This is a genomic window from Streptomyces flavovariabilis, from assembly GCF_000725785.1.
Taxonomy (GTDB): domain Bacteria; phylum Actinomycetota; class Actinomycetes; order Streptomycetales; family Streptomycetaceae; genus Streptomyces; species Streptomyces hawaiiensis.
The window spans coordinates 1-24,792 of record NZ_JNXD01000042.1 but is presented as its reverse complement, the minus strand read 5'-3'; the positions used below and the strand labels follow the sequence as shown (position 1 = coordinate 24,792).

General features: G+C 68.9%; 23 protein-coding genes and 2 pseudogenes. 14 read left to right on the top strand and 11 right to left on the bottom strand.

The window, feature by feature from the left end; all coding sequences use genetic code 11:
• Together IO24_RS45440 and IO24_RS0138895 are read right to left on the bottom strand one after the other, a co-directional pair.
• Window positions 1-373, bottom strand: a pseudogene (locus IO24_RS45440) (hypothetical protein); the annotation flags it as partial.
• 691 nt (window positions 374-1,064) lie between these two features.
• Window positions 1,065-1,826 carry a phosphoglyceromutase gene (locus IO24_RS0138895; RefSeq protein WP_031144419.1) on the bottom strand — a complete coding sequence of 254 codons (762 nt, stop codon included), beginning with the start codon at window positions 1,824-1,826 and terminating at the stop codon, window positions 1,065-1,067.
• A 146-nt stretch (window positions 1,827-1,972) separates the two neighbouring features.
• Here IO24_RS0138895 and IO24_RS0138890 point away from each other — a divergent pair, with 146 nt between their 5' ends.
• The gene (locus tag IO24_RS0138890; RefSeq protein ID WP_031144417.1) at window positions 1,973-3,265 is read left to right on the top strand and encodes an MDR family MFS transporter; all 1,293 of its coding nucleotides are present in this window, start codon (window positions 1,973-1,975) and stop codon (window positions 3,263-3,265) included.
• Window positions 3,266-3,521: 256 nt separating this feature from the next.
• Here the strand turns inward: IO24_RS0138890 and IO24_RS0138885 are convergent, their stop codons facing one another.
• Window positions 3,522-3,857: a DUF6233 domain-containing protein gene (locus IO24_RS0138885; protein WP_031144415.1), complete on the bottom strand. Its 336-nt coding sequence runs from the start codon at window positions 3,855-3,857 to the stop codon at window positions 3,522-3,524.
• Window positions 3,858-3,925: 68 nt separating this feature from the next.
• On the opposite strand from IO24_RS0138885, the gene IO24_RS0138880 reads away from it, so the two are divergent.
• Entirely contained in the window at window positions 3,926-4,345 is a 420-nt protein-coding gene (locus tag IO24_RS0138880; RefSeq protein WP_031144414.1) for a nuclear transport factor 2 family protein, read from the top strand.
• A gap of 33 nt (window positions 4,346-4,378) precedes the next feature.
• Here the strand turns inward: IO24_RS0138880 and IO24_RS0138875 are convergent, their stop codons facing one another.
• Window positions 4,379-5,086 carry a YqeB family protein gene (locus IO24_RS0138875; protein WP_234335400.1) on the bottom strand — a complete coding sequence of 236 codons (708 nt, stop codon included), beginning with the start codon at window positions 5,084-5,086 and terminating at the stop codon, window positions 4,379-4,381.
• 114 nt (window positions 5,087-5,200) lie between these two features.
• On the bottom strand, window positions 5,201-5,644 hold the full coding sequence (locus IO24_RS0138870; protein WP_031144410.1) for a DUF2000 domain-containing protein: 444 nt from the start codon (window positions 5,642-5,644) through the stop codon (window positions 5,201-5,203).
• 49 nt (window positions 5,645-5,693) lie between these two features.
• Between IO24_RS0138870 and IO24_RS0138865 the strand changes: the two genes are divergently transcribed.
• A complete protein-coding gene (locus IO24_RS0138865; protein ID WP_234335399.1) occupies window positions 5,694-6,557 on the top strand; it encodes a helix-turn-helix transcriptional regulator in 864 nt (287 codons plus the stop codon).
• Here the strand turns inward: IO24_RS0138865 and IO24_RS0138860 are convergent.
• Together IO24_RS0138860 and mshA are read right to left on the bottom strand one after the other, a co-directional pair.
• The gene (locus IO24_RS0138860; RefSeq protein ID WP_031144406.1) at window positions 6,554-7,063 is read right to left on the bottom strand and encodes a type III secretion system chaperone family protein; all 510 of its coding nucleotides are present in this window, start codon (window positions 7,061-7,063) and stop codon (window positions 6,554-6,556) included. The two genes, IO24_RS0138865 and IO24_RS0138860, sit on opposite strands and share 4 nt — an antisense overlap.
• The gene (mshA, locus tag IO24_RS0138855; RefSeq protein ID WP_031144404.1) at window positions 7,056-8,393 is read right to left on the bottom strand and encodes a D-inositol-3-phosphate glycosyltransferase; all 1,338 of its coding nucleotides are present in this window, start codon (window positions 8,391-8,393) and stop codon (window positions 7,056-7,058) included. The genes IO24_RS0138860 and mshA overlap by 8 nt, the downstream gene beginning before the upstream one ends.
• 343 nt (window positions 8,394-8,736) lie before the next feature.
• Here mshA and IO24_RS0138850 point away from each other — a divergent pair, with 343 nt between their 5' ends.
• From IO24_RS0138850 to IO24_RS0138830, 5 genes are all read left to right on the top strand, one after another.
• Window positions 8,737-9,348 (top strand): dihydrofolate reductase family protein, encoded by a 612-nt coding sequence (locus tag IO24_RS0138850; RefSeq protein WP_031144402.1) that lies wholly within the window; start codon window positions 8,737-8,739, stop codon window positions 9,346-9,348.
• Between the two features lie 69 nt (window positions 9,349-9,417).
• Window positions 9,418-9,837, top strand: a complete 420-nt coding sequence (locus IO24_RS0138845) for a CPCC family cysteine-rich protein (protein ID WP_051906027.1) — start codon at window positions 9,418-9,420, stop codon at window positions 9,835-9,837.
• A 30-nt stretch (window positions 9,838-9,867) separates the two neighbouring features.
• Window positions 9,868-10,686: a hypothetical protein gene (locus IO24_RS0138840; RefSeq protein ID WP_031144399.1), complete on the top strand. Its 819-nt coding sequence runs from the start codon at window positions 9,868-9,870 to the stop codon at window positions 10,684-10,686.
• Window positions 10,687-10,882: 196 nt separating this feature from the next.
• Window positions 10,883-11,971 carry a C40 family peptidase gene (locus tag IO24_RS0138835; RefSeq protein ID WP_031144397.1) on the top strand — a complete coding sequence of 363 codons (1,089 nt, stop codon included), beginning with the start codon at window positions 10,883-10,885 and terminating at the stop codon, window positions 11,969-11,971.
• A gap of 301 nt (window positions 11,972-12,272) precedes the next feature.
• Complete coding sequence (locus tag IO24_RS0138830) at window positions 12,273-13,619, top strand: PP2C family protein-serine/threonine phosphatase (protein WP_031144395.1); 1,347 nt, start codon at window positions 12,273-12,275, stop codon at window positions 13,617-13,619.
• Window positions 13,620-13,651: 32 nt separating this feature from the next.
• Here IO24_RS0138830 and IO24_RS0138825 read toward each other — a convergent pair whose 3' ends face one another.
• The 3 genes from IO24_RS0138825 to IO24_RS41545 all read right to left on the bottom strand — a co-directional run bounded on the left by IO24_RS0138825 (window position 13,652) and on the right by IO24_RS41545 (window position 15,457).
• Entirely contained in the window at window positions 13,652-13,984 is a 333-nt protein-coding gene (locus IO24_RS0138825; protein ID WP_031144393.1) for a DUF2516 family protein, read from the bottom strand.
• 113 nt (window positions 13,985-14,097) lie between these two features.
• The gene (locus tag IO24_RS0138820; protein WP_031144391.1) at window positions 14,098-14,760 is read right to left on the bottom strand and encodes a hypothetical protein; all 663 of its coding nucleotides are present in this window, start codon (window positions 14,758-14,760) and stop codon (window positions 14,098-14,100) included.
• A gap of 91 nt (window positions 14,761-14,851) precedes the next feature.
• On the bottom strand, window positions 14,852-15,457 hold the full coding sequence (locus IO24_RS41545; RefSeq protein WP_037669717.1) for a helix-turn-helix domain-containing protein: 606 nt from the start codon (window positions 15,455-15,457) through the stop codon (window positions 14,852-14,854).
• A gap of 347 nt (window positions 15,458-15,804) precedes the next feature.
• On the opposite strand from IO24_RS41545, the gene IO24_RS0138810 reads away from it, so the two are divergent.
• From IO24_RS0138810 to IO24_RS44010, 5 genes and pseudogenes are all read left to right on the top strand, one after another.
• The gene (locus IO24_RS0138810) at window positions 15,805-17,289 is read left to right on the top strand and encodes an ATP-dependent nuclease (protein WP_031144387.1); all 1,485 of its coding nucleotides are present in this window, start codon (window positions 15,805-15,807) and stop codon (window positions 17,287-17,289) included.
• Between the two features lie 153 nt (window positions 17,290-17,442).
• Entirely contained in the window at window positions 17,443-18,195 is a 753-nt protein-coding gene (locus IO24_RS0138805; RefSeq protein ID WP_045297281.1) for a TnsA-like heteromeric transposase endonuclease subunit, read from the top strand.
• A 50-nt stretch (window positions 18,196-18,245) separates the two neighbouring features.
• The gene (locus tag IO24_RS0138800; protein WP_031144383.1) at window positions 18,246-20,243 is read left to right on the top strand and encodes a Mu transposase C-terminal domain-containing protein; all 1,998 of its coding nucleotides are present in this window, start codon (window positions 18,246-18,248) and stop codon (window positions 20,241-20,243) included.
• Window positions 20,240-21,276, top strand: a pseudogene (locus IO24_RS47795) (TniB family NTP-binding protein). Before IO24_RS0138800 ends, IO24_RS47795 begins: the two are co-directional and overlap by 4 nt.
• A 3-nt stretch (window positions 21,277-21,279) precedes the next feature.
• The gene (locus IO24_RS44010; protein WP_078899579.1) at window positions 21,280-22,260 is read left to right on the top strand and encodes a TniQ family protein; all 981 of its coding nucleotides are present in this window, start codon (window positions 21,280-21,282) and stop codon (window positions 22,258-22,260) included.
• 90 nt (window positions 22,261-22,350) lie between these two features.
• On the opposite strand, the gene IO24_RS0138785 is transcribed toward IO24_RS44010, so the two are convergent.
• Complete coding sequence (locus IO24_RS0138785) at window positions 22,351-23,226, bottom strand: PIN domain-containing protein (protein WP_234335398.1); 876 nt, start codon at window positions 23,224-23,226, stop codon at window positions 22,351-22,353.
• A gap of 415 nt (window positions 23,227-23,641) precedes the next feature.
• Between IO24_RS0138785 and IO24_RS0138780 the strand changes: the two genes are divergently transcribed.
• The gene (locus tag IO24_RS0138780) at window positions 23,642-24,541 is read left to right on the top strand and encodes an AbiTii domain-containing protein (protein ID WP_234335397.1); all 900 of its coding nucleotides are present in this window, start codon (window positions 23,642-23,644) and stop codon (window positions 24,539-24,541) included.
• The last annotated feature ends 251 nt before the right edge of the window (window positions 24,542-24,792 follow it).

Here is a 24,792-nt window from a genome sequence, read left to right as displayed (position 1 = left end):
AGCGATTGGCCAGCGATCGCACGCTCGACACGTGCAGGTTGAAGCCCTCCAGTGTCAGGAGCGGGAAGAACAGGAATGCCTGCCAGCGGCCGATCAGGCCGGCATCGGCGATCTTCCTCGACAGCCGGGCGAAGTCACTTGAGGAACTTGTTCTGGTCTTCGCTCGAAAGCTCTGGAAACCCTCCAAAACCTCCTTCGCCGCCTGCTCCCCTAGGTTGGCGGAGTAGCCGGAGGGTGTGAAACCCCCTGAGCGTTTCCGTGCAGCTTGCGCGTTCCCGGCCGACGCAAGGAGCTCAATTGCGACAGCTGTTGCTGTCAACACACCAGTTGCGCGGCGGCTGCGGAAGCAGGTGCAGAAGTTGCGGTTGTTCACTTACCGATTCCCCACGATTTTGGTTTCTTGCGCATGGCAATGACCCGCTCCTCAGGGACAGTTACAGCGCGACAGGCCGGCTCTTCGGTCCGGCTCCACTCAAGTTGCGCGCCCAGTGGTGGGTGTCACGGTCGAGTACGCTGGCACGGCTGCGTGAGGGGACTCGTTTGCGTCCTGCTCCGGTATCGGTAGGTCGGGCTGTGGAAGGTCGTCCGACGGCATGTCAGGCTGCACCTCCGAGGTCCGTGGCTCTGCCGTTGACGGCGCGAGTCAGAACTGTGGGGAAGTGGCGTGGCAAAGAAGCCGGTGCGAGCAGCTGTCGGGGATGTGTGGATAACGTGTCAGGTCTGTCGTGGGGCGATGTTCCGGGAACGGCCCGTCCTGCTCAACAGTTCCAGTATGGAATTCATGAAGCTAGCTTGGGCCAATGAGTCGGCCACCGGGTTGATCTGTTGGCAGTGTGGTTTCGTTCATCTCTTCGTAAACTCGGATATGAAGCTCTACCCCGCCTGAGGGGTCCTTCTATTGCGCTTCACACCTCGTGATCGACTACGAGGTGGACGAAATGCAGTCGCTAGGTGGATGCAGCTCGATCCGCACCCCAGACCTGACGGCCCAGAGACGGCCCAGCCCCACCAAGAAGCCCCCGCCCTGCAAAGAAACCGCAGGTCGGGGGCTCACTGGTGTGGGGTTACTTCTTCTTGCCCTGGTTCTTGACCGCCTCGATCGCCGCTGCCGCCGCCTCGGGGTCGAGGTACGTGCCGCCCGGGTTCAGGGGCTTGAATCCGGCGTCGAGCTCGTAGGAGAGCGGGATGCCCGTGGGGATGTTGAGGCCCGCGATGTCCGCGTCGGAGATGCCGTCCAGGTGCTTGACCAGGGCGCGGAGCGAGTTGCCGTGGGCCGCGACCAGAACCGTGCGGCCGGTCAGCAGGTCGGGGACGATCGCGTCGAACCAGTACGGGAGCATGCGGACGACGACGTCCTTCAGGCACTCCGTGCGCGGGCGCAGCTCCGGCGGGAGGGTGGCGTAGCGCGGGTCGGAGAACTGGGAGTACTCGGCGTCGACGTCGAGCGGCGGGGGCGGGGTGTCGTAGGACCGGCGCCACAGCATGAACTGCTCCTCGCCGAACTCGGCGAGCGTCTGGGCCTTGTCCTTGCCCTGCAGGGCGCCGTAGTGGCGCTCGTTCAGGCGCCACGAGCGGTGGACCGGGATCCAGTGGCGGTCCGCGGACTCCAGCGCGAGCTGGGCCGTGCGGATCGCGCGCTTCTGGAGGGACGTGTGGACCACGTCCGGGAGGAGGTCGGCGTCCTTCAGGAGCTCGCCACCGCGGACTGCCTCCTTCTCGCCCTTCTCGTTCAGGTTCACGTCCACCCAGCCGGTGAACAGGTTCTTCGCGTTCCACTCGCTCTCGCCGTGGCGGAGGAGGATCAGCTTGTACGGTGCGTCGGCCATGCCCCAGAGCGTAATCCACGCTTTCGCCCGTTCGCGTGGCTGCCCGGCAGGCGGACGTTTGACTGGATCTGCTAATTCGGTGGCCGCCGAAGATCGCCCACTTGTAACGTGCCGCTATCGCGAGCGCCACTTACATCGGGGGATTCATGCCGTACGCCCTGCGTGCCCGACGTGCCGTCCGGGAGACGGTCTCCGGCCTCCCCCGCGAGTTCTGGTGGCTGTGGACCAGCACGCTGGTCAACCGGCTGGGTGCGTTCGTCGCCACCTTCATGGCGCTGTACCTGACCCTCGACCGCGGCTACTCCGCCACGTACGCCGGTCTGGTCGCCGCCCTGCACGGGCTCGGCGGGGTCATCTCCTCGCTGGGCGGCGGCGTGATGGCCGACCGGCTGGGGCGGCGGCCGACGCTGCTGATCGCGCAGGCCTCGACGGCCGTGTCCGTCGCGCTGCTGGGGTTTGTGCGCGACCCGGTCGCGATCGCCGGTGTCGCCTTCCTGGTCGGCATGGCGAGCAACGCCTCGCGACCCGCGGTGCAGGCGATGATGGCGGACATCGTCCGGCCCGAGGACCGTATCCGCGCCTTCTCCCTCAACTACTGGGCCATCAACCTCGGCTTCGCCGTCTCCTCCACGGCCGCCGGGTTCATCGCCGAGGTCAGCTATCGGGCCGGGTTCCTGATCGAGGCGGGGATGACGATGGCCTGCGCGATCCTCGTCTTCCTGAGGCTGCCGGAGTCCAAGCCCGCCGTGACGGCGGTGCAGGCGGCCGGCCCGGACGACTCCGTGAGTCTGCGCACCGTACTGCGCGACGGGCGGTTCATGAGCGTCGTCGGGTTGTCCTTCCTCGTCGCGCTGATCTTCCAGCAGGGGTCGGTGGGGCTGCCGGTGGCGATGGGCGAGGCCGGTTTCACTCCGGCCGAGTACGGCATGGCGATCGCCGTCAACGGCGTGCTGATCGTCGTCCTCCAGATCCCCGTCACCCGCTTCATCGAACACCGGGATCCCCGCCGGCTTCTGGTCGTCTCGTCCGTCCTGGCGGGGTACGGCTTCGCGCTCACCGCGTTCGCGGGGTCGGTGGGGGTCATCGCGCTCACGGTGTGCGTGTGGACGCTGGCGGAGATCGTCAACGCGCCGACACAGACGGGACTGGTCGTACGGCTGTCCCCGGTGCACGGGCGCGGGCGTTACCAGGGCATGTACACGATGTCCTGGTCCGTGGCCGCGCTCGTCGCCCCGCTGCTGTCGGGGTTCGTCATCGACCGGTTCGGGGCGGAGTGGCTGTGGGGGTTCTGCGCCGTGGTGGGGACGGCGGCCGGGGCGGGGTACGCCGTGTTGATGCGGCGGGTGGCGGGGGATGCGGAGAAGGGGGAAACGGCGGACGGGTTCCGGGCGCTGCCGGACGGGCCGGGCAGGGGGGCACGAACGAGCGGGACGTTGTGACCGGGCGGTGCCGTAGCGCCGGCGCGCACGAGACGGGCTGCGCGGCCGGCGCTGGCAGGTCTCCTCCTGGCCATCGACGAAGCCCGACCGTCGGTTGGGTCCCGGACGACTTCTCCGGGCCGCCCCCGACAGATCGGGGATGCAACCATTCCCTGCAGAGCTGGAACCCCCGGAAGCCGGCCGCGCGCTCGCGACCATAGCGCCGGGCACTGACAACGGGCTTCGGGCGTCGGCGTCCCGGCCGCGGGCGGCCGTGCTACCCGTCCACGAAGCCGAGCTCCGTGTCCGGCCGGCACTGCGGGCAGGCCTTGACCCCGTCGGCGAGGGCGCGGCGGGCACGGTCGCGGTCGACGCCCTTGCTGCGCCGGCCCGCGTTCCAGCAGCCGCCGACGTGGACGTACACGGCCTCCTGTCCGGACAGGCCGCGTTCGATCAGCCAGTCCGGCGCGGGCGGCCGGGCCAGGAGACCGCGGCGGCGTTCGGTCTGGCGGCGCTCCTCGTCCGCGATCCACCGGCGGGTGCGTGCCAGGTCGCGCTCCTGTACGCGCTCCAGGAAGCGGAGCAGCGCGAGCCGCGACTCTGGATCGTTCATACGTTCGATTCTAGGGGTTACCTCCGAGGTAATCGACGCTCCCCGGCTGTCCCGGCAGGCTGGCTCGCATGACTCCTGCCGACACCGCGGAAGCAACCCGCTCGACCGTCCAGAAGTTCCTCGGACTCCGGCTCGCCGGTGACACAGAAGGGCTCGCCGCGCTCTTCGCCGACGAGGTCGACTGGATGCTCGCCGAGAATCCCGTCGTGCCCTGGATCAGGCCTCGGTCCACCGCCGCCGAATGTGCGGCGCAGGCCGAGGAACTGGCCCGGTACACCGTCCCGCAGGACGCTCGCGCGTCCGTGGACACCGTCCTCGTCGACGGGACCGACGCCGTGCTGATGGGGCACCTCTCGGGAACCGTCCGGGCGACCGGGAAGTCCTTCTCGGGGCCCTTCGCGCTGCGGCTCACCGTCGAGGGCGGGCGGATCACCCGGCACCACCTGTACGAGAACAGCGTGTCGATCGCCGCGGCCTGCACGCCCTGACGGCGACGCCGCCTTCGAGGTCACCCGCCGGCGTCACCCGTCCGCGTCACCCGCCACGACCCGGACGTACTGCCGCTTCTCCTCGTCCCGCACGACCACCCCCAGCCGCAGCAGTTCCCCGCGCAGTTCCCGGGCCTCCTCGGCGCTGCCCTCGTCCTTGCGGACCTGCGCGCGGGCCCGCAGCAGGGCGTCCGCGCCCGTGGGCAGGCCGGGGGTGCCGGGGACCCAGCGGCGGAACTCGGCGTGGTGCGGGTCCTCGCGCGCCCACGTGTAGCCGTGCTCGGTGAGGGCGTCCGCGAGGCGCTGCCAGTTCAGGCCGCAGTGCTCCCGCGCCAGTTCGAGGCTGTCCGGGCCGAGCAGGACGAGCTGTTTGCCGTCCCGGAAGAACACGGAGATCTCCTCGCGGGCAAACTCCTGGTCGCTGTCGCGGATGGTCAGGGTCACGTGGGTGTCGCGGACGCAGACGGACAGCGACTCGTGCGCCGCCGTGAAACCGAGCAGCAGGCCGCCGAGCACGCCCACCGCGACCGTACCGAGCGTGAGGGCGGGTTCCGGGACCGACGTGAGCAGTTCCACCGGGCCTTCGAGCGGGGCCCACGGCAGGGCGAGCAGCAGGCGGGCGAGGACCGGGAGCAGCGCGCCCGCCACGGCACCGCAGGCGACGCAGAAGAGCACGATGGCCCAGGCCGATTCGGCGAGTTCGGTGGCCTTGCCCTGCTGCGGCCGGGGACTCTTCCGCATGTACACGTTCCTGGCTTCCTCCATGGAAGCAGTCTCACGAGGAACCGCCGCCCTGTCGTCGGCCGTTGGTCTACGCGTCCGCGACTTTGGTCGTCCTCCCGCCCGCGCCCGCGCTCACGGGTGCATCCGCGCTCCCTTCACCACCTTGTCCACCGCGTTCTTCGGTCCGTGAACCGCGAGCCCCACGAGGTCCAGTGCCGCGGTCGGCACAGCCCGTACGGCGGCGCGGTTGTCACGGTCGTTGCCCGTGGAGAAGAGGTCGGAGGTGAAGACCGCGCGGGGCAGGGCGCGGGAGAGGGCACGGGTGTGGGCGGTGGTCAGGGTTTCCTTCGTGGCCTCGAAGACCATGACCGGCTGGCGGAACATGGGGAGGTAGGGCACGCCGTCCGCGTCCTCGTACGGTTCGCCGATCACCTCGGGAAGCTGTGTTCCCAGGCCGCTGACCAGGAACGATGTCACGTTGAGGCGCTGCCATGGCTCCAGGTCGGCGCGCAGCAGTACGGCGATCTTCGTGTCGAAGCGGATCGGTGCCGGGGCCGGTTCGGTGTGCGTGTCCATGGTCCGAGCGTGCCCGGCGGTCCCCGCCGGGGTCTTGTACGTTCTTTGCATGGCCTCCCCGCCGACGCGCACGAAGCACACGCGTGCGAAGCCCACGCGTACGGAGCCCACGCGTACGAGCGGGCCGGGCCGGCAGCGGGTCGTCTCCGCCTGGCGGCCCGCCGTCCCGGGTGTCGTCGAGGTCTTCCACGCGCGGTTCACCGAGTACGCGTATCCGATGCACGTCCACGACGCCTGGACACTCCTGATCGTCGACACCGGCGCCGTACGGTACGACCTCGACCGGCACGAGCACGGCACCCCGCACGACACCGTGTCGCTGCTGCCGCCGCACGTGCCGCACAACGGCTCCCCCGTCACCGCGGAGGGTTTCCGCAAGCGGGTGCTGTATCTGGACGGGACGCATCTCGAGGACGAGTTCATCGGGGCCGCCGTCGACCGGCCCGATCTGCGCGACCCGCTGCTGCGGCGGCGCGTGGGGCAGTTGCACGGCACGCTGGGGCGGCCCGGTGAGGAACTGGAGGCCGAGAGCAGGCTGTTGTTCGTCGGGGAGCGGTTGCGCGGGCATCTGCGGGACGACCCCGCTTCCCCTCGGCCGGCCGATCCCGTGCTGGCGCGGCGGCTGCGCGAGTTGCTGGACGAGCGGATCGTCGAGGGCGTCGTGCTGAGGGAGGCCGCCGGACTGCTCGGCGCCCATCCCGCCCATCTCGTACGGGCGTTCAGCACGGCCTACGGCATCGCCCCGCACCAGTACCTGACGTCCCTGCGCGTGGGGCGGGCCCGGCGGCTGCTCCTCGAGGGGCGCTCACCGGGCGATGTGGCGGTGGCGGCCGGGTTCTACGACCAGTCGCACCTCACCCGGCACTTCCGCAGGCTGGTGGGCGTGCCACCGGGGCGCTACCGGGCCGGTTAGCGCTCGGGGCGCTGGGTGAGGTGGGCGAACGCGTCCAGGTTGCGCGTGGACTCCCCCCGCGAGACCCGCCACTCGTACTCCTTGCGGATCGCCGAGGCGAAGCCCAGCTCCAGCAGGGTGTTGAAGGCGCCGTCGGAGGCCTCCAGGACCTGGCCGAGCAGGCGGTCGATCTCGTCGGCGGTGACGGCGGACAGGGAGAGGCGGCCGGTGACGTAGACGTCGCCGTGCTGGTCGACGGCGTAACTCACGCCGTAGAGCTTGAGGTTGCGTTCCAGGAGCCAGCGGTGGACGCCCTGCTCGTTCTCGTCGGGGTGGCGGATGACGAAGGCGTTCAGCGACAGGGAGTGGCGGCCGACGATGAGGGAGACGGTCGTCTTCAGCTTGCGGGTGCCGGGGAGCTGCGCGACGTACGTGCCGGGCCGGGGGCTCTCCCAGTCGAGTTCGGCGTCCTTCAGCACTCCCTCGACGACCTGGGCCGCACGCTGTTCCTGATCGGTTTCACCCATACAGCGAGCGTACGCGACGGCGGTGCGCCTGCATCGCGGCCGTGTAGACGTCCGCCGTGGCGGCGGCCGACGTGTCCCAGCCGAAGGACTGGGCATGCCGGGCGGCCTGTCCGCCGAGCCGGGGCGCCAGCTGCGGGTCGTCGGCGAAGTCGCCCAGCACGCGCGCGTAGTCGGCCGGATCGTGCCCGCGGACGAGGAAGCCGGTGTGCCCGTCGCGCACGGCGACCGGCAGGCCGCCCACCGACGCGGCGAGCACCGGGGTGCCGGCCGCCTGGGCCTCTATGGCGACCAGGCCGAAGGACTCACTGTAGGAGGGCATGACCAGCACGGAGGCGGCGCGGAACCAGTCCGCCAGCTGCTCCTGGCCGACCGGCGGGCGGAACCGTACGACGTCCGCGATGCCCAGGCGCGCGGCCAGCTTCTGCAGGCCCTCGGGCTTGGCGAGGCCGCTGCCGGAGGGTCCGCCCACGACGGGCACGAGGATGCGCGAGCGCAGTTCGGGGCGCTCGTCGAGGAGGACGGCGACGGCGCGCAGCAGGACGTCCGGGGCCTTCAGGGGCTGGATGCGGCCGGCGAAGAGCGGGATGAGCGCGTCCTGGGGCAGGCCGAGGCGGGCCCGGGCGGCGGCGCGGCCGTCGGCGGGCGAGAAGCGGCTGAGGTTCACACCGGGGTGGACCACGGCGACCTTGTCGGTCTCGGCCGCGTAGTGCCGTACGAGTTCGTCGGCCTCTTCGGTGGTGTTGGCGATGAGGCGGTCGGCGGCGTTGACGATCTGGGTCTCGCCGATGACGCGGGCGGCCGGTTCGGGGGTGTCGCCGTCGGCCAGGTTGGCGTTCTTGACCTTGGCCATGGTGTGCATGGCGTGCACCAGGGGAACGCCCCAGCGCTGGGCGGCGAGCCAGCCGACGTGGCCGGAGAGCCAGTAGTGGGAGTGGACCAGGTCGTAGTGGCCGGGGCGGTGACCGGCCCAGGCCTGCATCACGCCGTGGGTGAAGGCGCACAGCTGGGCGGGGAGGTCCTCCTTGTTGAGGCCCTCGTAGGGGCCGGCGTCGACGTGCCGGACGAGGACGCCGGGGGCCAGCTCGACGGTCGGGGGGAGGGCGGCCGCGGTCGCGCGCGTGAAGATCTCGACCTCGATGCCGTGCGCGGCGAGGCGCTGGGCGAGCTCCACGATGTAGACGTTCATGCCGCCGGCGTCGCCGGTGCCCGGCTGGTGGAGCGGGGAGGTGTGCACGGAGAGCATGGCGACGCGGCGGGGCCTGCGGTGCAGCCGGAGGCGCGCGGGTGATGACGCGGAGCGCCGCCCGAGCCTGCCGATGTACTGGCTCACGTGGCGTTCCTCCTCGCTCCGGGCGTGCCTTTCGCAGGGCGCACGGTGCCCTCCGACGGTGTGCAACGCCGGAAGGAGGCGCTCCATTTCCCGATTCGGGAGTTTTACCGAATCATTACCGCTTGTCGCTCAACCGTTCGAGGGTGTGGGTGGTGGGGTCCGTCGGCCCCGGGAGCCTGACTAGGAGGTGAACCCCGCGGCCCACGGCGGGGACCACGACGACCAGCTGTACGGCGACAGCGGCGACGAGGGCGGCCCCGGGCGGGTCACCGCACCGATGAGTTTCCGCGCCCCGCGACGTCTGCAGGAGTGGCGGTGCCGATCAGGAGGAGAGTGGTGCGTGATGAAGCTGGTGGTGCAGCAATTCCTGTCGCTCGACGGTGTCTCCCAGGGGCCGGGCGCCCCGGACGAGGACACCAGTGACGGCTTCGAGCGGGGCGGCTGGTTCGTACCGCATCTGGACGAGGAGTTCGAGCGGCTGGCCGGCGGCTGGCTCGGCGAGGCGGACGCGCTGCTGTTCGGGCGCCGCACGTACCGGAACTTCGCCCGGGACTGGCCCGCGATGACCGGCCATCCCCTCGCCGGGATCATGAACGGCCTGCCGAAGTACGTCGCCTCCCGCAGCCTGACCGAAGCCGGGTGGAACCCGACCACGATCCTGTCCGGTGACGTCCCCGCCCAGGTCGCGGAGCTGAAGCGGCGGCCCGGCCGGGAGCTCCAGGTCCACGGCAGCGCCCGCCTCGCCCAGTCCCTGCTGGCCGCCGGGCTGGTCGACACACTCCGGCTGGCGATCGCACCGGTCGTGGTCGGCCGGGGGCGGCGCCTCTTCCCGGACGGCGGGGCCCCCGCAGGGCTGCGGCTGACCGGCCACCGGACGACGCCGGGCGGTCTGTCGGTGCATGTCTTCGAGTCGGCGGGGACGCCCGGGTTCGGGACGTACGGGGGCGGCGAGTAGCCGCCGGGGCCGGGCCGGGCGCCCGGAAAGGGCGGGCGACGAGCACGCGGGATCCCTACCCTCACAGGCATGACAGGCACACGGCATCGCCCCGCATCGCCGCCTCCGCCCGAGGAACCGCTGCTCCCCTGCCCGTGCTGCGGCCACCGGACCCTCGGCGAGCTGTGGGCCTACGAGATCTGCCCGGTCTGTTACTGGGAGGAGGACCCCTTCCAGCTCCGCCACCCGACGGCCGGCGCCGGCCCCAACCACGGTCTGAGTCTGATCGAGGCGCAGGACAACTACCGGCGACTCGGGGCCGTGACCGAACAGATGCGGCGTCACGTGCGGCCACCGCGGGACGACGAGCCGCTGGACCCGGGCTTCCGTCCCGCCGACCCGGGCCGGGACCCGTTCGAGCAGGGGCCGGCCGACGACCCGATGCCCGGCGACCTCACCGTCCTCTACTACTGGCGTCCCACCTACTGGCGGCGGCACCTCGCCCCCTGACAGGGCCGGGGGGCGCTTAACCTCGTACGTATGACACCCCGCGCGGCCGCCCGCCCCTTCGGAACGGTGACGCGCGGGACGACCAACCCCAACCGGCTGCGCCGCATGGACCGCTGGATCGCAGCCACGCACGGCGCCGTCCTGCGCCGCGCCGCCGACCCGGTGGCGGTCGACCTCGGGTACGGCGCCGCCCCCTGGACAGCCGTCGAGCTGTTGCAGCGTCTGCGTACGGTCGCGCCCCGCGCGCGCGTGGTGGGCGTCGAGATCGAACCGGCCCGGGTCACGGCGGCGCTGCCCTACGAGCGGGCGGGACTCGTCTTCCTGCACGGCGGCTTCGAGATCCCGATCCCGCAGCGGCCCCTGCTCGTCCGCGCGGCGAACGTGCTGCGGCAGTACGAGGAGGGCGAGGTCGCGGCCGTGTGGCAGCGGCTGTGCGCGCGGCTCGCACCGGCCGATCCGGCGACCGGGTCGCGCGGCGGACTGCTGGTCGAGGGAACCTGCGACGAGATCGGGCGGCGGCACGTCTGGGTCGCGCTCGGCCCGGAGGGACCGCGCACGGTCACCTTCGCGACCCGTCTGGGCTCATTGGAGCGCCCCTCGGACCTGGCGGAACGCCTGCCGAAGGCGCTCATCCACCGCAACGTCCCGGGCGAGCCGGTGCACGCCTTCCTGCGCGACTTCGACCGCGCCTGGGCGGCCGCCGCACCCTATGCCTCCTACGGCGCCCGGCAGCGCTGGATCCGTGCGGTACGGGACCTGGCAGCCGACTGGCCGGTGGCGGACGGGCCGGTGCGGTGGCGGCAGGGCGAAGTGACGGTGCGGTGGGAGGCATTGGCGCCGGGCGCCTGACTCCTGCGGTCCGGGCAGGGCCCGTTGGGAACGATCTCTTTGAGTCGTTCGTCACACAGGCGGGGAGATCGTCACGCCGGGGCATACCGGTGAGGGGGCGGCGGGAAGTACTACCTCTGTCGCTTTCCCAGCCGACGTGGCAGCATCCCCGGGCGAGCCGCAAGTTACTGACGGTTAACCAGTTGGGAGCTGAGGTATGGGAACGGGCAAGCGTGGCCTGATCGCGACGGCGGTGGCCGTGGTCTGCGCGGTCACGGTGCTGGCGGCACCGGGCACGGCGTTCGCGAACCCCACCCCCTCCCCCACTCCGAGCGCGGGCTCGGCCCTCGCGTCCGGCAAGGACCTCGAAGCCGTCCGCAAGAAGCTCGACAAGCTCTACCGCGCCGCCGGCCGCGCCACCGACGAGTACAACGCCGCGGAGGAGAAGGCGGACAAGCAGTCCGCCGAGGTCGTCGAGCTGGCCAAGAAGATCGTCAAGGGCGAGGCGAAGCTCAGGAAGCTGAAGGACCGCGCGGGCGCCGCGGCCGCCGCCCAGTACCGCGGGGGCGGGCTGCCGCCCGAGGCCCATCTGGTGCTGAGCGACGACGCCCAGGACTTCCTCGACGGCGCGGGCCGGGTCCGCGAGGGCCACCACGCGACCAAGGGCCTCCTCGGCGAACTGACCCGCACCCAGCAGGACTTGGAGCAGTACGCCAAGGATGCCTCCGCGCAGTTGAAGAAGCTGGAGGCGGGCCGCAAGGCCAAGGCCGCCGCACAGAAGAAGATCGAGAAGCAGATCGCGCAGGCGGAGAAGCTCGAGTCCGCGCTGCAGGAGGAGGAGCAGGAGCGCCTCGCCGAGCTGGAGAAGGAGGCCGCGAACAAGGCGCAGACCGCCTGGCTCGACTCCGGCATCCTCGACGAGATCGACGAAAAGGCCTCGGAGCAGGGCAAGAAGGCCGTGAAGTACGCCACGGCCCAGATCGGCAAGCCGTACCAGTGGGGCGCCGAGGGCCCGAAGACCTACGACTGCTCGGGGCTGACGTCACAGGCCTGGGTGTCCGCCGGGCGCGGCATCCCCCGCACCTCGCAGGAGCAGTGGAAGCGGCTGCGGCACATCGACATCCAGGACATGCGGCCCGGCGACCTCATCATCTACTTCGGCGACGCCAGCCATGTCGCGATGTACATCGGCGACGGGACGATGGTGCACGCGCCGCGACCCGGCCGGACGGTGACGATCGCGGGGGCCGGATCCATGCCCATCCTCGGGGTGGTACGGCCGGACGCCGACGCGGGCGCCAACTGAGCGCGGGCGGTGGCAGGACGACGGCACGCCGGATATCGGACACCCGCGGTGACCTGGCCCACGTGACCCACTCCACGGCCCACCGAGAACAAACCGTGCGTCGACGTGACGTTCGTCATCCCCGCAGCATCTTTGAGCTGTCCAACTGCGGTACATATCGCGGCATATGACACTGGCCGGTGGCGCAGCGGCGTGGCTCACACCATTCCAATGCGGCGCCGACACCCGCTATGGTCCCCGTCGGTGGGTCGAGGTCCCTCGCCCCACCGTGCCCTCGGGGGGAGGGAAGGAACCCAAGACGATGCCCGTACCCATACCGCGGCAGAGAGCGATCCCGGCCGTGGAAAGTGGTCAGGCGCAGGCCGCGTCTCCGCGCGGCGGCTCGGCCGAGGAGTCCGTGAAGGACGCCTCGCCCGCGGGCCGCGCGCCGGACACCGCCGGGAACACCACGGACAAGGTGGAGAACAACACCGCCCACACCAACCTGACGCTGCTGCTGATCGAGGACGACCCGGCCGGTTCGCCGATCGTGCCGGACATGCTCGACCAGGCAGGCAAGCCGATCCGCGTCCGCACGGCCCGCAACCTGACGGAGGCCGGGCGGCTGCTGACCGACGACGTCCACTGCATCCTGCTGGACCTGGCGCTGCCCGCGCCGGGCCACAGCGACTCGGAGGACGAGCTCGCCGTGCTCCGGCACGTGCTGGAGCTCGCGCCCCGGCACGCCGTCCTGGCGCTGACCGCGTCCGGCGACGCCGAGCGCGGCGCCGAGGCGGTGCGCGTGGGCGCCCAGGACTACCTCTTCCGCGACGAGCTGGACGGCAGGCTGCTGAGCCGGGCGATCCGCTACGCGGTGGAACGCAAGCGTTCCGAGTCGGCCGAGCGCCGGCTCGCCGAGGGCCGGCTGCGGGCGCAGGAGAACCGCCGCCTGGAGCGCGGCCTGCTGCCGACGCCGCTGCTGGAGGGCTCCCCGCTGCGATTCGCCGCCCGCTACCGCCCGGGCCGCTCGCGTGCGCTGCTCGGCGGCGACTTCTACGACGTCGTGCGGACACCGGACGGCACCGTGCACGCCATGATCGGCGACGTCTGCGGACACGGCCCGGACGAGGCCGCCCTCGGCGTGGAGCTGCGGATCGCGTGGCGGGCGCTGACGCTGGCGGGCCTGTGCGGCGACCAGCTGCTGGGCACGCTCCAGCAGGTGCTGGAGCACGAGCGGGCCGACGACGAGATCTTCGCGACCCTGTGCACGGTGGACATCGCGCCGGACGGCCGCCGCGCCGGCCTGTGCCTGGCGGGCCACCCGTCTCCGCTGCTGGCCCGCCCGGGCAAACCGGCCCGCCTGCTGCCGTACGACAACAACGGACCGGCCCTCGGGCTGCTGCCCGGTGCCCGCTGGCCGCGGATGCAGGTCGAGCTGGGCGCCGAGTGGAGCCTGATGCTCTACACCGACGGCCTGATCGAGGGCCACATCGGCCAGGGACGGGAGCGGCTCGGCCAGGACGGCATGACGGAGATGGTCCGCCGCCAGTTCGCCGAGGGCCTGCGCGGCGAGCAGCTGCTGCGGGCGGCGGTGAACGAGGTGCGCGACCTCAACGGTGGCGAGCTGACAGACGACGTGGCGGTACTGCTGCTGGACCGGGTGCCGTAGCGCGTGGCCCGGGCTCCAGGGCCGGCGGGGCCTTACCGGCCGCCGTTCCAGGGGCCGTACGGGCCGTCGCTGCTGGAGCCGCGCTGACTGCGGCCCCCGCCCGGGAGGGCCCGGATCGCCGGCCGTACGTCGACCATGTACACGATCGTCGCGATGAGGCCGATGATCGGCAGGAACGACAGGATCGGGAAGAGCAGGTTCACCACGAAGGCGATCCCCAGGATGATCAGCCAGAAGGGCTTGGTCTTCTTGTCGGCCGCGCGGTAGGCGTCCTCCCGGCGGACGGCCGCGTCGAACAACGCGAAACCGCTGAAAATGATCAGGGCCATGCTCAGAAGCCACATAAACCCTGCGAAGCCCTGCATCAGCACAACGCCCACCACCTGACTCGGCTCGTCCCTACGCGGTCACCGTACCCGTACAACGGGCCGGACACCCCCAGGGTGCCCGGCCCGTTGCCCGTGATCGCTCCGCGGTCCTACTTGGCCGGCGGGGTGGTCTTCTTGGCGGTGGTGGTCTTGCGCACCGGGGCCTTCTTGGCCGCAGGGGCCTTCTTCTCCTGGGCGGCGGCGGCCGGCTTCGCCGGCTCCTCCTTGACCTCGACCGGCTGCGGCTTCGGCTCGACGGCCACGGCCAGCTCCTCGACGCCCTCGGCGACGTCCTCGATGCTGTCGGCGGCCTCGCCGCGCCAGGTCCGCACGGTCTGCTCGCCCCGCTCGGCGACCTTCTCATAGGTCTCACGGGCCTTGACGGCGTACTCGGCGGCCACGCCGACGCCGCGCAGCGCGAAGTCCTGGGCGCTCTCGCCGATCTTCTTCAGGTCCGCGTCGATCGTGCTGCCGAGCTTCTTGATGTCGACGTCGATCGAGCCGATGAACTCGGTGACCTTGGTCTGGAGGGTCTCCTGCGTCTCCTTGACGCGGGCGGAGGCCTCCTTGGCCCGGGCGGACGCCTTCTCCTGGACGGCCTTGGTGTCGGTGTTGCGTACGGCGTCGATCCGCGCGGGGGCCTCGGAGCGCAGCTGCTCCACCAGGGCCGGCACCTTCTTGGCCTGCTGAAGGGCGAGGTCGGCGGTGCCTGCGGCGAAGTAGAGCGGAGTCGGGTCGCTGAAGGTCTTGCGCAGGTCGTCGGTGATGGCCATGGTGATGGTCCTCCCGGATTCTGTCTCGCTTGAGGGTTCGGCTGAGGGTTCTGTGTGATCCGCGGCGGTACGGCCGGCGCCCTGGTCCGGCTCAGCCGGCCGTCTGCTGCGGGTCGATGTCGCTACCGTCGTTCTTCTTGGCGTTCTTGCCGGTGCTCTTGCGGCTGCGGCGCCGGGCGGGCTGAGCGCCGTCGCCCGGGCCGGTCCGCGGTATCTCGGTGCCCGCGTCGGGAGCGTCCCCGTCCACGCTCACCGCGCCGTCACCGGGGACGACGCCGATGACACCGGCCCCACCCGCGACGCCCGCGCCCGCCAAGCCGTCCGAGGCGTCCGAACCGTCGCCGGTCCCGAATCCGTTCTCCTTGCGGAAGGACTCGTAGATCTGCAGCAGCACCTGCTTCTGCCGCTCGTTCAGCGTCGGGTCGGCGAGGATGACGGCGCGCGTCTCCACCTCGTCCCGGTCGCGCTCGGCGTCGAGGATGCCGGCCCGGACGTACAGCGTCTCGGCGGAGATCCGCAGCGCCTTGGCGACCTGCTGCAGCACCTCCGCGCTGGGCTTGCGCAGCCCGCGCTCGATCTGGCTCAGATACGGATTGGACACCCCGGCGGCATCGGCGAGCTGCCGGAGCGACAGCTGCGCGGTGCGCCGCTGTTCGCGCAGGTAGTCACCGAGATTGCCGACGTTGAGCGATGCCATGCCTCCACAGTGCAGCACTCCGCTAACTATTGCAAGCACCCGCTTGCAAAAGTGCGCCACGCCACCTGTGCGGAGGGCTCATGCACGGTGATGTCCGTTCCCAACGAAACTGACAGAGTCCCAGGGGACCTGCCGCACGAGTTGAGCGGGTCCCGCCGGATCTGACATCGCCATTTGACCCACGGCGCGTCACGCCGAGGCAGCCGCGCCCGTCGACGCCCAACCGCGCGAACCGTGGCTCCCTACGCGCCCTATCAGAGTAATGTGCACACGGAGCCGCGCGAGTCGACCCCTCCCTCGCGCGCTCACGGCGCGGTAGGCCATCCATAAGCGTAGGGACGTGCTCCATGACCAACTTCCGAAGCGAGATCCGCGAAGGCGACATCCGGCGCCTCGAAGAGAAGGTCGCCTCGACCAACTACGGGGCTTACCTTCGCCGGATCACGCTGAAGCGAGTACGCGGGTTCAAAGATCGAGTTGTCAGCTTCGACTTTCCTGTCACCGCAGTAGTGGGACCCAACGGCGGCGGCAAGACGACCATCCTCGGAGCTGCGGGCATCGCCTACAAGGACATCGCCCCGGGCGAATTCTTCGCCAAGAGCGGCAAGTACGACGCCAGCATGAAGGACTGGGTCATCGAGTACGAGATCATCGACAAGAAACTCAACCCACGCCTTCCCCTGCAACGGACAGCGAGTTTCCCGCAGCTGAAGTGGAACCGCAAAGCGGTCGTACGTCCCGTGCTTCTCTTCGGAGTGTCGCGCACAGTACCCGCTACCGAGCGTAGGGAACTCGTCAAGGCCGTAGGCAACAAGTTCGTCGCTGAAAAAGAGGTAGCTCTTTCGGCTCCGGTAGTCGCTGCAGTGGAGAAGATCCTCGCCAAGGAGATGCAGGGCTGCAACCGCCTTTCGATCGACGCGCAGGGACGGGCAACGATGTTCGCGGCGCGAAATTCCGACGGCAGTGAGTACTCCGAATTTCACTTCGGGGCCGGCGAAGCCAGTGTTATCCGGATCGTCTCGGCCATCGAGGAGGCGCCCGATGGAGCCATGATCTTGATCGAGGAGATCGAGAACGGACTGCATCCCATCGCCACTCGCCGAATGGTCGAATACCTGATCGAAGTGGCCCTACGCAAGTCGTGCCAGGTCATCTTCTCAACGCACAGTAACGACGCCTTGGAGCCACTGCCGTCTAAGGCAATTTGGGCCGCCTACAACGGGGAGGTTCTCCAAGGGAAGCTGGACATCAAAGCGCTTCGAACCATCACTGGCCAGATTGATGCCAAGCTTGCGATCTTCGTTGAAGATACGTTTGCCGAACTCCTGGTGACAACTGCACTTCGTTACCACGGAGGGATCGAGATCGATGCGGTCAAAATCCATGGAATGGGAGGAGCCGACCCCGCGATCAAAGTCAACGAGCAGCACAACCTTGACCCAACTTCAAGTTTCCCGTCTGTTTGCCTCGTCGACGGGGACCAGGCACACAAGACGGATCCCAATCGCCGAATCTTTACGCTGCCTGGTGAGGGAGATCCCGAGGCCCATATCTTTGACGTCGTACTAGGGAGACTGGAACACATCGCTGCAAGGCTTACGGTCTCCATGCAGCTCCCGACCAGCGCGCAGGAGCGGGTCAAGCAGGTAGTTTCCGATCGAGCCTTGACTAACCGCGATCGCCATGTCATTTTCGAACAGATCGGCGAGGATTTGGATTTCACAGCTGGAATGGTCGTCGCTAATGCATTCCTCGCCATCTGGGCACAGGAGCGCCCAGATGAAGTCAGCACCCTCGTAGGGAATTTCGATACCCTCATCCCCAAAAGGTGAAGCCAGCCAACGACACCCTCACAGTCGCATACGTGGAAGGTTCCTCCTACCGCTAACAGGAATTGCGTAATCGATCTTCCCTGAGTCACTCACACGAGCGGTTTTATCAGGAAGGATCTGGCACAGTCCCAGCGGTTCTGCACAGTGATCTACATGAAGCAGGGTGGACTTGCGGATACCGCACTGCCAAGAGGTGACGACTTCGAGGTCAGCTGGCGGAATGCCGATGGTGAGCACCGATGTCCGCTGACCGAGGCGGACACCGTCGAGTTCGAGGCGGGGCTACCAGTGCGTGGGTTCCCGTCGTACCGGGGACAGCGGCACTTCCCGGGCTTGTACTGGTCGGCAACGACCGGCGGGCACGTGGGGTTCGAGTCCTGGCTGGAGCGGGATCACGCGATGCTGCTCGACTTCACGCCGCAGGTGACGGGGCTGCTGTCGCAGCCGTTGTGGCTGTTCTGGGAGGACGATCAGGGTAAGCGGGTCTCGCACGCTCCGGATTACTTCGCTCGGTTCGAGGACGGGCGCGGGCTGGTGGTGGACTGTCGGCCGTTGGACCGGATCGACGCACGGTCGGCGGCCAAGTTCGCGGCGGCGCAGGCGGCTTGTGAGGCGGTGGGGTGGGGATACCGCGTCGTCGGCGAGGTAGATCCGGTGCGGATGGTGAACGTCCGCTGGCTGGCGGGATACCGGCATCCACGGCACGGGGCCGATGACGGGCTCGCGGCCCGGTTGCTGGCGCTGTTCTCGGTGCCATCGCCGCTGGTGGCGCGGGCTGCGCTGCTCGGTGATCCGATCGCGGTGTTGCCGACGGTGTTCCATCTGCTCTGGCTGGGACAGCTGACAGCGGATCTGTCGCACCCCCTGTCGGATGCCACGCTGGTGTCGCGGACGGAGGCTCGGTGAGCGGGCGCCCAGGGGCACGGACAGCGTTAAGGGTCGGGGATCAGGTGCGCATGGATGACCGACTGCACACGGTCGTGGGCCTGTCCGGGACGGCAGTGCGGCTCCTCGACGAAGCCGGGTCGGTGAGCCTGGTGTTGCTGTCGCATCTGCTGATCTCGGAAGGCTTTGAGCTGATCGGCCATGGTGCCAATCAGGGCTGCATGCCGCCGTTCGCTCTGTTGGACATCGTGCCGGAGCGGGAAGCCGAGAAAGCGGTGGCCTGGGAACGGCATGTGACCGAGGTGGAGTTCGGCAGGCCGCTCGGTGCTGATCCCACGGCCCTGCCTCGTCCGGAATACGACCCGGCCCGCCACACAGTGGAGGAGCGGGTGGCGGCCAAGGCGGTGGAACTGCGAGCCATCGGCTGGCAGGCAAGTGTGGGGACCGTTCAGCGGATGCGCAGGCGCTACCGCGAGCAGGGGCTGTGGGGCCTGGTGGATCACCGTGCGACTCGTCTGTCCTCACCGACTGGACGGGCCGATGACCGGGTGGTGGCCGCCATCACGGAGATCCTGGCCGCGACGACGCACGAGTCCACTGGCACCCGCGGCCGACTGCGTCGGCGGGTGGAGGCGCTGCTGGCGGAACGGCATGGGCCGGGCACAGTGGCGATGCCGTCGAAGTCGGCGTTCTACCGGCTCGTCGAGGCGATGAGCGAGGGTACGCACGCCTTCGGCGAAGCCACATCCCGCAGGTCAGCGGCTCGCCGCCCGCCAGGAGCGTTCACCCCTTCCTCGGCCTGCCGCCCCGGCGAGATGGTGCAGATCGACACGACACCGCTGGACGTGCTCGTGGTCCTGGAGGACGGAGTGAGCGGACGCCCAGAACTCACGATCGCCGTCGACGTGGCAACGAGGTCGAGCTGCGCCGCGGTGCTGCGCCCGGCAGGGACCAAGGCCGTGGACGCCGCGCTGCTGTTGGCCAAGATGCTGGTCCCGGAGCCGTTGCGGCCCGGCTGGTCGGACGCGCTGGCGATGTCGGCGACGCTGATCCCCTACCGAAGGCTGCTGGACATCGACGCCCGCCTGGAGCAGGCGGCCGCCAAGCCGGTGATCGTGCCGGAGACGATCGGCATCGATCACGGCAAGGTGTTCATCTCCGACACCTTCCGGACCGCCTGCCGGTCTTTGGGCATCTCCGTCCAGCCGTCCCGCCCGGCCACCCCGACTGACAAGGGAATCGTCGAGCGGACATTTTCGTCGATCAACACGCTGTTCTGCCAGCACATCGCTGGTTACACCGGTTCGAACACGACTCGCCGGGGCGCCGGGGTCGAGGCCGTATGGACGCTCGCGGAACTGGACGACCTGCTGCAGGAGTGGATCGTGGCCTGCTGGCAACAGCGGCCACACGAAGGACTGCGCAGCCCGTTCCTACCGGGCCAGCCCATGCCCCCCAACGATGCATATGCCCTGCTGATCTCCCGCACCGGCTACCTGCCGATGCCGCTGAGCGGCACCGACTACCTGGAGTTGCTGCCGGCACTCTGGCGTTCGGTCAACGACTACGGCATCCGCATCGACCACCGCACCTACAACTGCCCCGGACTGAACCCGCTACGGCGCCGCTCCTCGGGAGTGACCGCCAAAGGCGGGCTCTGGGAAGTCCACTACGACCCCTACGACCTGTCCCAGGTCTGGGTACGCGACCCAAGCACCGGAGAGTGGACCACTGTTCCGTGGACACACCGGCACCTGGTCTCCGCGCCATTCGCGGACTTCACATGGCGCCGGGCCCGGGACTTGCTCGCGATGCGAGGGCGGGACGACACCGACCAGGCCGCCGTGGCCGCCGCAGTAGACCAGTTGCTAACCCGGGCAGAAAGCGGGCCGGACCGCCGAATCGCGGCTCGCACCCGCGCCGCCCTGGAGCCCGCTCGGCCCGTCGCCGCGCTGCCGCAGGCACCTGCTTCGGATGATGTCGAGGACGAGACCACCGCCCTGGAGCAGCCGTCGAACGTCATCCCCTTCGGCGTCTTCGACGCCTTCACTGACGGGAGCCGCCTGTGAGCCCGACCCCACCACAGGACATCGCCAATCCGCAGGCGTCGCTGACCACGAAGGAAGGCTGGCGGGCGTTCGTCGACGAGAACCCGGAGCCCCCGCCATCCCTCCCGTCCGGCGCCGTCCTGGACAAGGAGGAGCTGGAGTCCTACAAGGAAGCGCGAATCGACTACCACACACGGTCCGTCATCGTGAACACCCCCACGATCCGCGGTGTCGTCACTACCGGCCGCAAACGCATCGTGCTCAACCGGCACCAGGTCTCCGCCCGCCGCGGCCTGATCGTGTCCGGATCGGCTGGCACCGGCAAGACCACAGCGATCACTCAGCTGGGCAAGAACGTCGAACAGATCACCCGACGCCGCAACGCCGCTGCTGTCGGCGGACTGCCGGTCGTCTTCGTCACCGTACCCCCGGCCGCCACCCCGAGTTCGCCCGATTCCTCGGCATCCCGCTGGAGTACCGCATGAGCCAGGTCCAGATCACCAATGCCGTCTGTGACCTGCTCGGCAAGCTCGGCACCACGCTCGTTCTGGTCGACGAGATCCACAACCTCGATCTGACGACCCGCAACGGAGCCGAGGCGTCCGACCAGCTGAAGTACCTCTCGGAGCGGATCGCGGCCACTTTCGTGCTTGCTGGTCTCGACGTCGAGACCAGCAGCCTGTTCCAGGGCACCCGCGGGCAGCAGATCGCCGGCCGCTACACGGTCGTCCCCTCCCGGTCCTTCGGCCACAAGAACCGCGCGGACAAGGAGCACTGGCAGGCCCTGGTGGCGACCATGGAGGACTCCCTGCGACTGCACTCTCACCGTCCCGGCACCTTGGTTGCCATGACCGGATACCTCCACGAACGCACCAGCGGGTTGATCGGCAGCCTTTCCCAGCTCATCCGGGAAGCCGCAGTCGACGCCATCGACACCGGCACAGAAAAGATCACCAAGCACATGCTCGACGAGATCGAGCTCGACCACGCCGTCCAGCAGCCCCAGCCTGATCACCTCCGCGCCAAGCGCGCCCGCAGGCCGAGAGCGGCCTGAGCGATGGAGCCCTGGGAAGCCCCGGTCCGGCTCCTGCCACTCCCTCTGCCACCGGTCCGCGGGGAGGTCTTCGGCTGGTATCTGCACCGTCTCGCCGCCGCCAACCAAGTCACGGCGGGCCAACTGGCTAAAACTCTGACGCCGTTCAAAAACGCGCAGGTGGGCAAGCGGACAGACACACTATGGCGCTGGACTCCGATGGTTCTGCCACGGCTGGCCATCCTGACGGGTCTTGCACCCGAGACCCTCCGGATGCTGCTACCAGCGATCGCCCGGATTGAGGCGCGCACCGCAGGTGACGTCGTCCGCTACCGTCGGCGTCTCTACGTCGCCTGCTCACACTGCATGCACCGCCGCGGGATCACCGGGCCCGTCCTCGCCCACCGCCCCGCCGATCTCCAGCTCTGCCGCCGACACGGCATCTGGGTCGACGGCAACCGCCACTACCGCGTCGGCCACCTCCCAGAGCTCGTCACCGCTGAGCACCGACACAAACGGATCGCCCGCCGCTTCCCCGACGCCCTGGAAGCAGCGACGAAGGAAGCGCAGCACTTGGTCCGCTCCTGGCTCCTGAACAAGAACCAACCTCATCTGCTCTCACGCTGGAATGACCGTCTCGCCCAACTCCCCGCCAAGGAAGCCATCTACGGGAACATCATCAGACGACGCGTCGACGAGCGGGAGTACATCGCCACCTATCCAGAGTTCGTCACGCTGCTGGGCATAGTGGCCGATCCTGCTTGGCGGGCACTACGGGCGCCTCGCCGATGGGCGAACCTCAGCCAGCATCGGCGCACAATCAACGCCGTCTACACAGAGGCCGAGCACCGGCTGAACGTACCTACTCTTCGCGAAAGGCTCCACTCCCACGCCTTCTCCAATGATGCTCTCTTTCGCTGGACCGATTCCTTGGGAAGGTCTCTGATGCTGGTGAAGACGCCTGATGACTACGGCGCCCTACGGGATGAGTCCCACCAGAACTGAAAACACCGGGCTGCGGCCATGCCGTTCGACAAAACAAATGGGACCGTCTCAGCTCGTGCTCAAGTAGACCTCGTTCGTGGTCCTCGATTCTCAACTGGCCGTCGATGCCTCGGCTTCGGCCTGCCGGGCGCGCCGCTGCGCGCGTACGCCGGTGCCAGGCTTGTCCTCGGCCGACCAGTCCGGCTCGTCCCCGGGATCCTTCGTCGCCACCTTGGTCACCTTCAGCCCGGCGGCCCGGCCTCGGGTGTGCTGGCTTGTATCGCACGTCAGCAACCGAACCTCGCGGCCGGCCAGGCCCTGGATGGCCACCGTCCGGTCGATGATCTCGACATCGGGCCGGTCCAAGCGCACGTGACCGGGTGCATCGAGGATGATCTCCACGTTGACTCTGCCCCGTGTCTCCCCATCCCGAGCGGTGTACTCCCCCTCACGCAGGATCCCGTGGGTGCCGCCGTTGAGAACCTCGTCGAGGCGACCGAGCGTGTGGGCGGCGCGCCAGCGGGCCCGTTTCTTGCTGGCGTCCTTGAGGTCGTCCAACTCGTCGACCACCACGATCGGGAACAGCAGGCGCACGTACTGCCAGCGCGGCACGTCGAGCACTTCGTGCAGGTCGACGTCGGCGAGCTTCATTTCGTTCTGGATGTAGAAGCTGGAGTCGGCCACGACGAATTCTTCCCGCTGGCTCCACCGGCCGATCCGTGTATCCAACGCGGCCACGGCCGCCTCGAACGCCTCGATCCGTTCGGCAACCTCAAGTTGGACCAGGCCGTTCACGAGGCGCTGCTGGGCGGTCCCCGCGAGCGTGCCGCAGCTGCCCAACAGCGCCCGATAGCGGTCAGTGAACACGAGCTGGTCCAGGTCCCGGTCGCTGATCTGGGAACGCAGCATCCGCGCGGACTCCGTGGCCCACTCCAGATACGTCAGCAGCCCCTCGAAGGCGCTGTCGTATGGCCGCCGCAGGTTCATCGCCGTGGTGTGGACGCCGCTGAGAGCCTGCCGGATGTTCTTCCGGTCTGCGCCGGGGCGCGGTGTGATGAGCATGCTGTGATCCTGCCAGCGCGGCCTGCTGGTGCGCCTTGAGTTTCCGACGGTGCGGCCACCACCAACAGCACGACCGCAGCTGAGTAGTTACTCAGCACTACGCCACTTGGCGGTAGCTGTACGAGAACAGGGGCAAATCCCGGTGAGTTTCCGGAAACTGAATGCTCTCCGTCTGAACCCGACGACGGGTTGCCATGTGCGGAGGCTGTCGTGCTCACCGAAATAATCGGCACAGATGTGTCGGACCCTCGTGGTACGACTGCAACTAAGCACGGTTCCAGCAGATGGGCGGTCAGCAGTGGGGCGACAAGAAGAAGCGATCCGCGTTGCGGACGAGCTCTTGGCCGACATCGAGCTCAAGCGGTTGAAGGCGTCCGAGGTTGTCCTGAAGGCGAGCAGGCTCGCCCGACTGGTCGGCCACACCGAGTTGATGGAGTTTCTCGGGTTCGAGCGCAACGGATACCCGACCGACGGTTCGGCGACGACGTGGATCGGACGGGCGGGCCGCTGGGCCGACCGGGAGAAGAAGACCTTCTACACCCACTCGATCGCGAAGGTGGAGGCCCAGGTTGAGTCCGCCCACCAGGCCATCGACGCCATGCGCGGCGGGGGCAATTATTCGGGCGACGCGGCCCTGATTGCGGCGCGCGACCATGACACGCGAATCCTCCAGTCCTCAGCCAACCTCAGCACGTGGACCGGGATCTGCGGACAAGTCGTCGCGACCGTCTACGACATGGCTACCGAGATCTACCACGAGCTACTGTTCAGCGAACTCCAGGCGAGTCTGTTTGCGGACACCCAGCAGAAGGTCGACGGGGCGTTGGCGGCAGCGAGCGGGACTGCTCTCGAAAAGATCGAGCGCATTTCTGACCGCCTCCGGGACGGCGACACCGAGTCTGTCAGCCAGGCCCTGACCACCTGCCGCCGGTTGATCGACTCGTCTGCGGACTACGTGTTCCCGGCCCGGGACGAGCTGTACAAGATCGGGGACGAGGTCGACCTGAAGGTTGGACCGCAGCAGGTGCTCAACCGGCTGCAGGCCCACACCCACGGCTGCGGGGCGTCCAAGAGTCGCAGGGACCGGCTACGTCGGACCCTGGCCGATCTCTACGCCCGGTGCTCCGCAGGCACTCACGCCGAGGTCACCTTCGACGAGGCCCGCTTCATCTTTCTGCAGACCTACATCGTCCTCGGCGAGATCCTGACCCTGAGCGCGCCAGAGGACTCCAAGTCCTGACACCACATCAGGTTGCAGGACGAACCCTGACAGCACGTAGGTCTCGAACCGTTCCGGTTCCTCTGCGGACGCGGGCACCAAGCGCTCATACAGGTCCGTACGACTGCCACCGCGGTCGATCCGAGCCTCCCCTGACCACGGGGCCAGGAACACTTAGACGTTGTTTCACTTGGTGAGTCGGCGGTAGCTGATGAGGGCTGCGGCGATGCCGACGAAGGCCAGGAAGTGTTCGGCCTTTCGCTCGTAGCGGC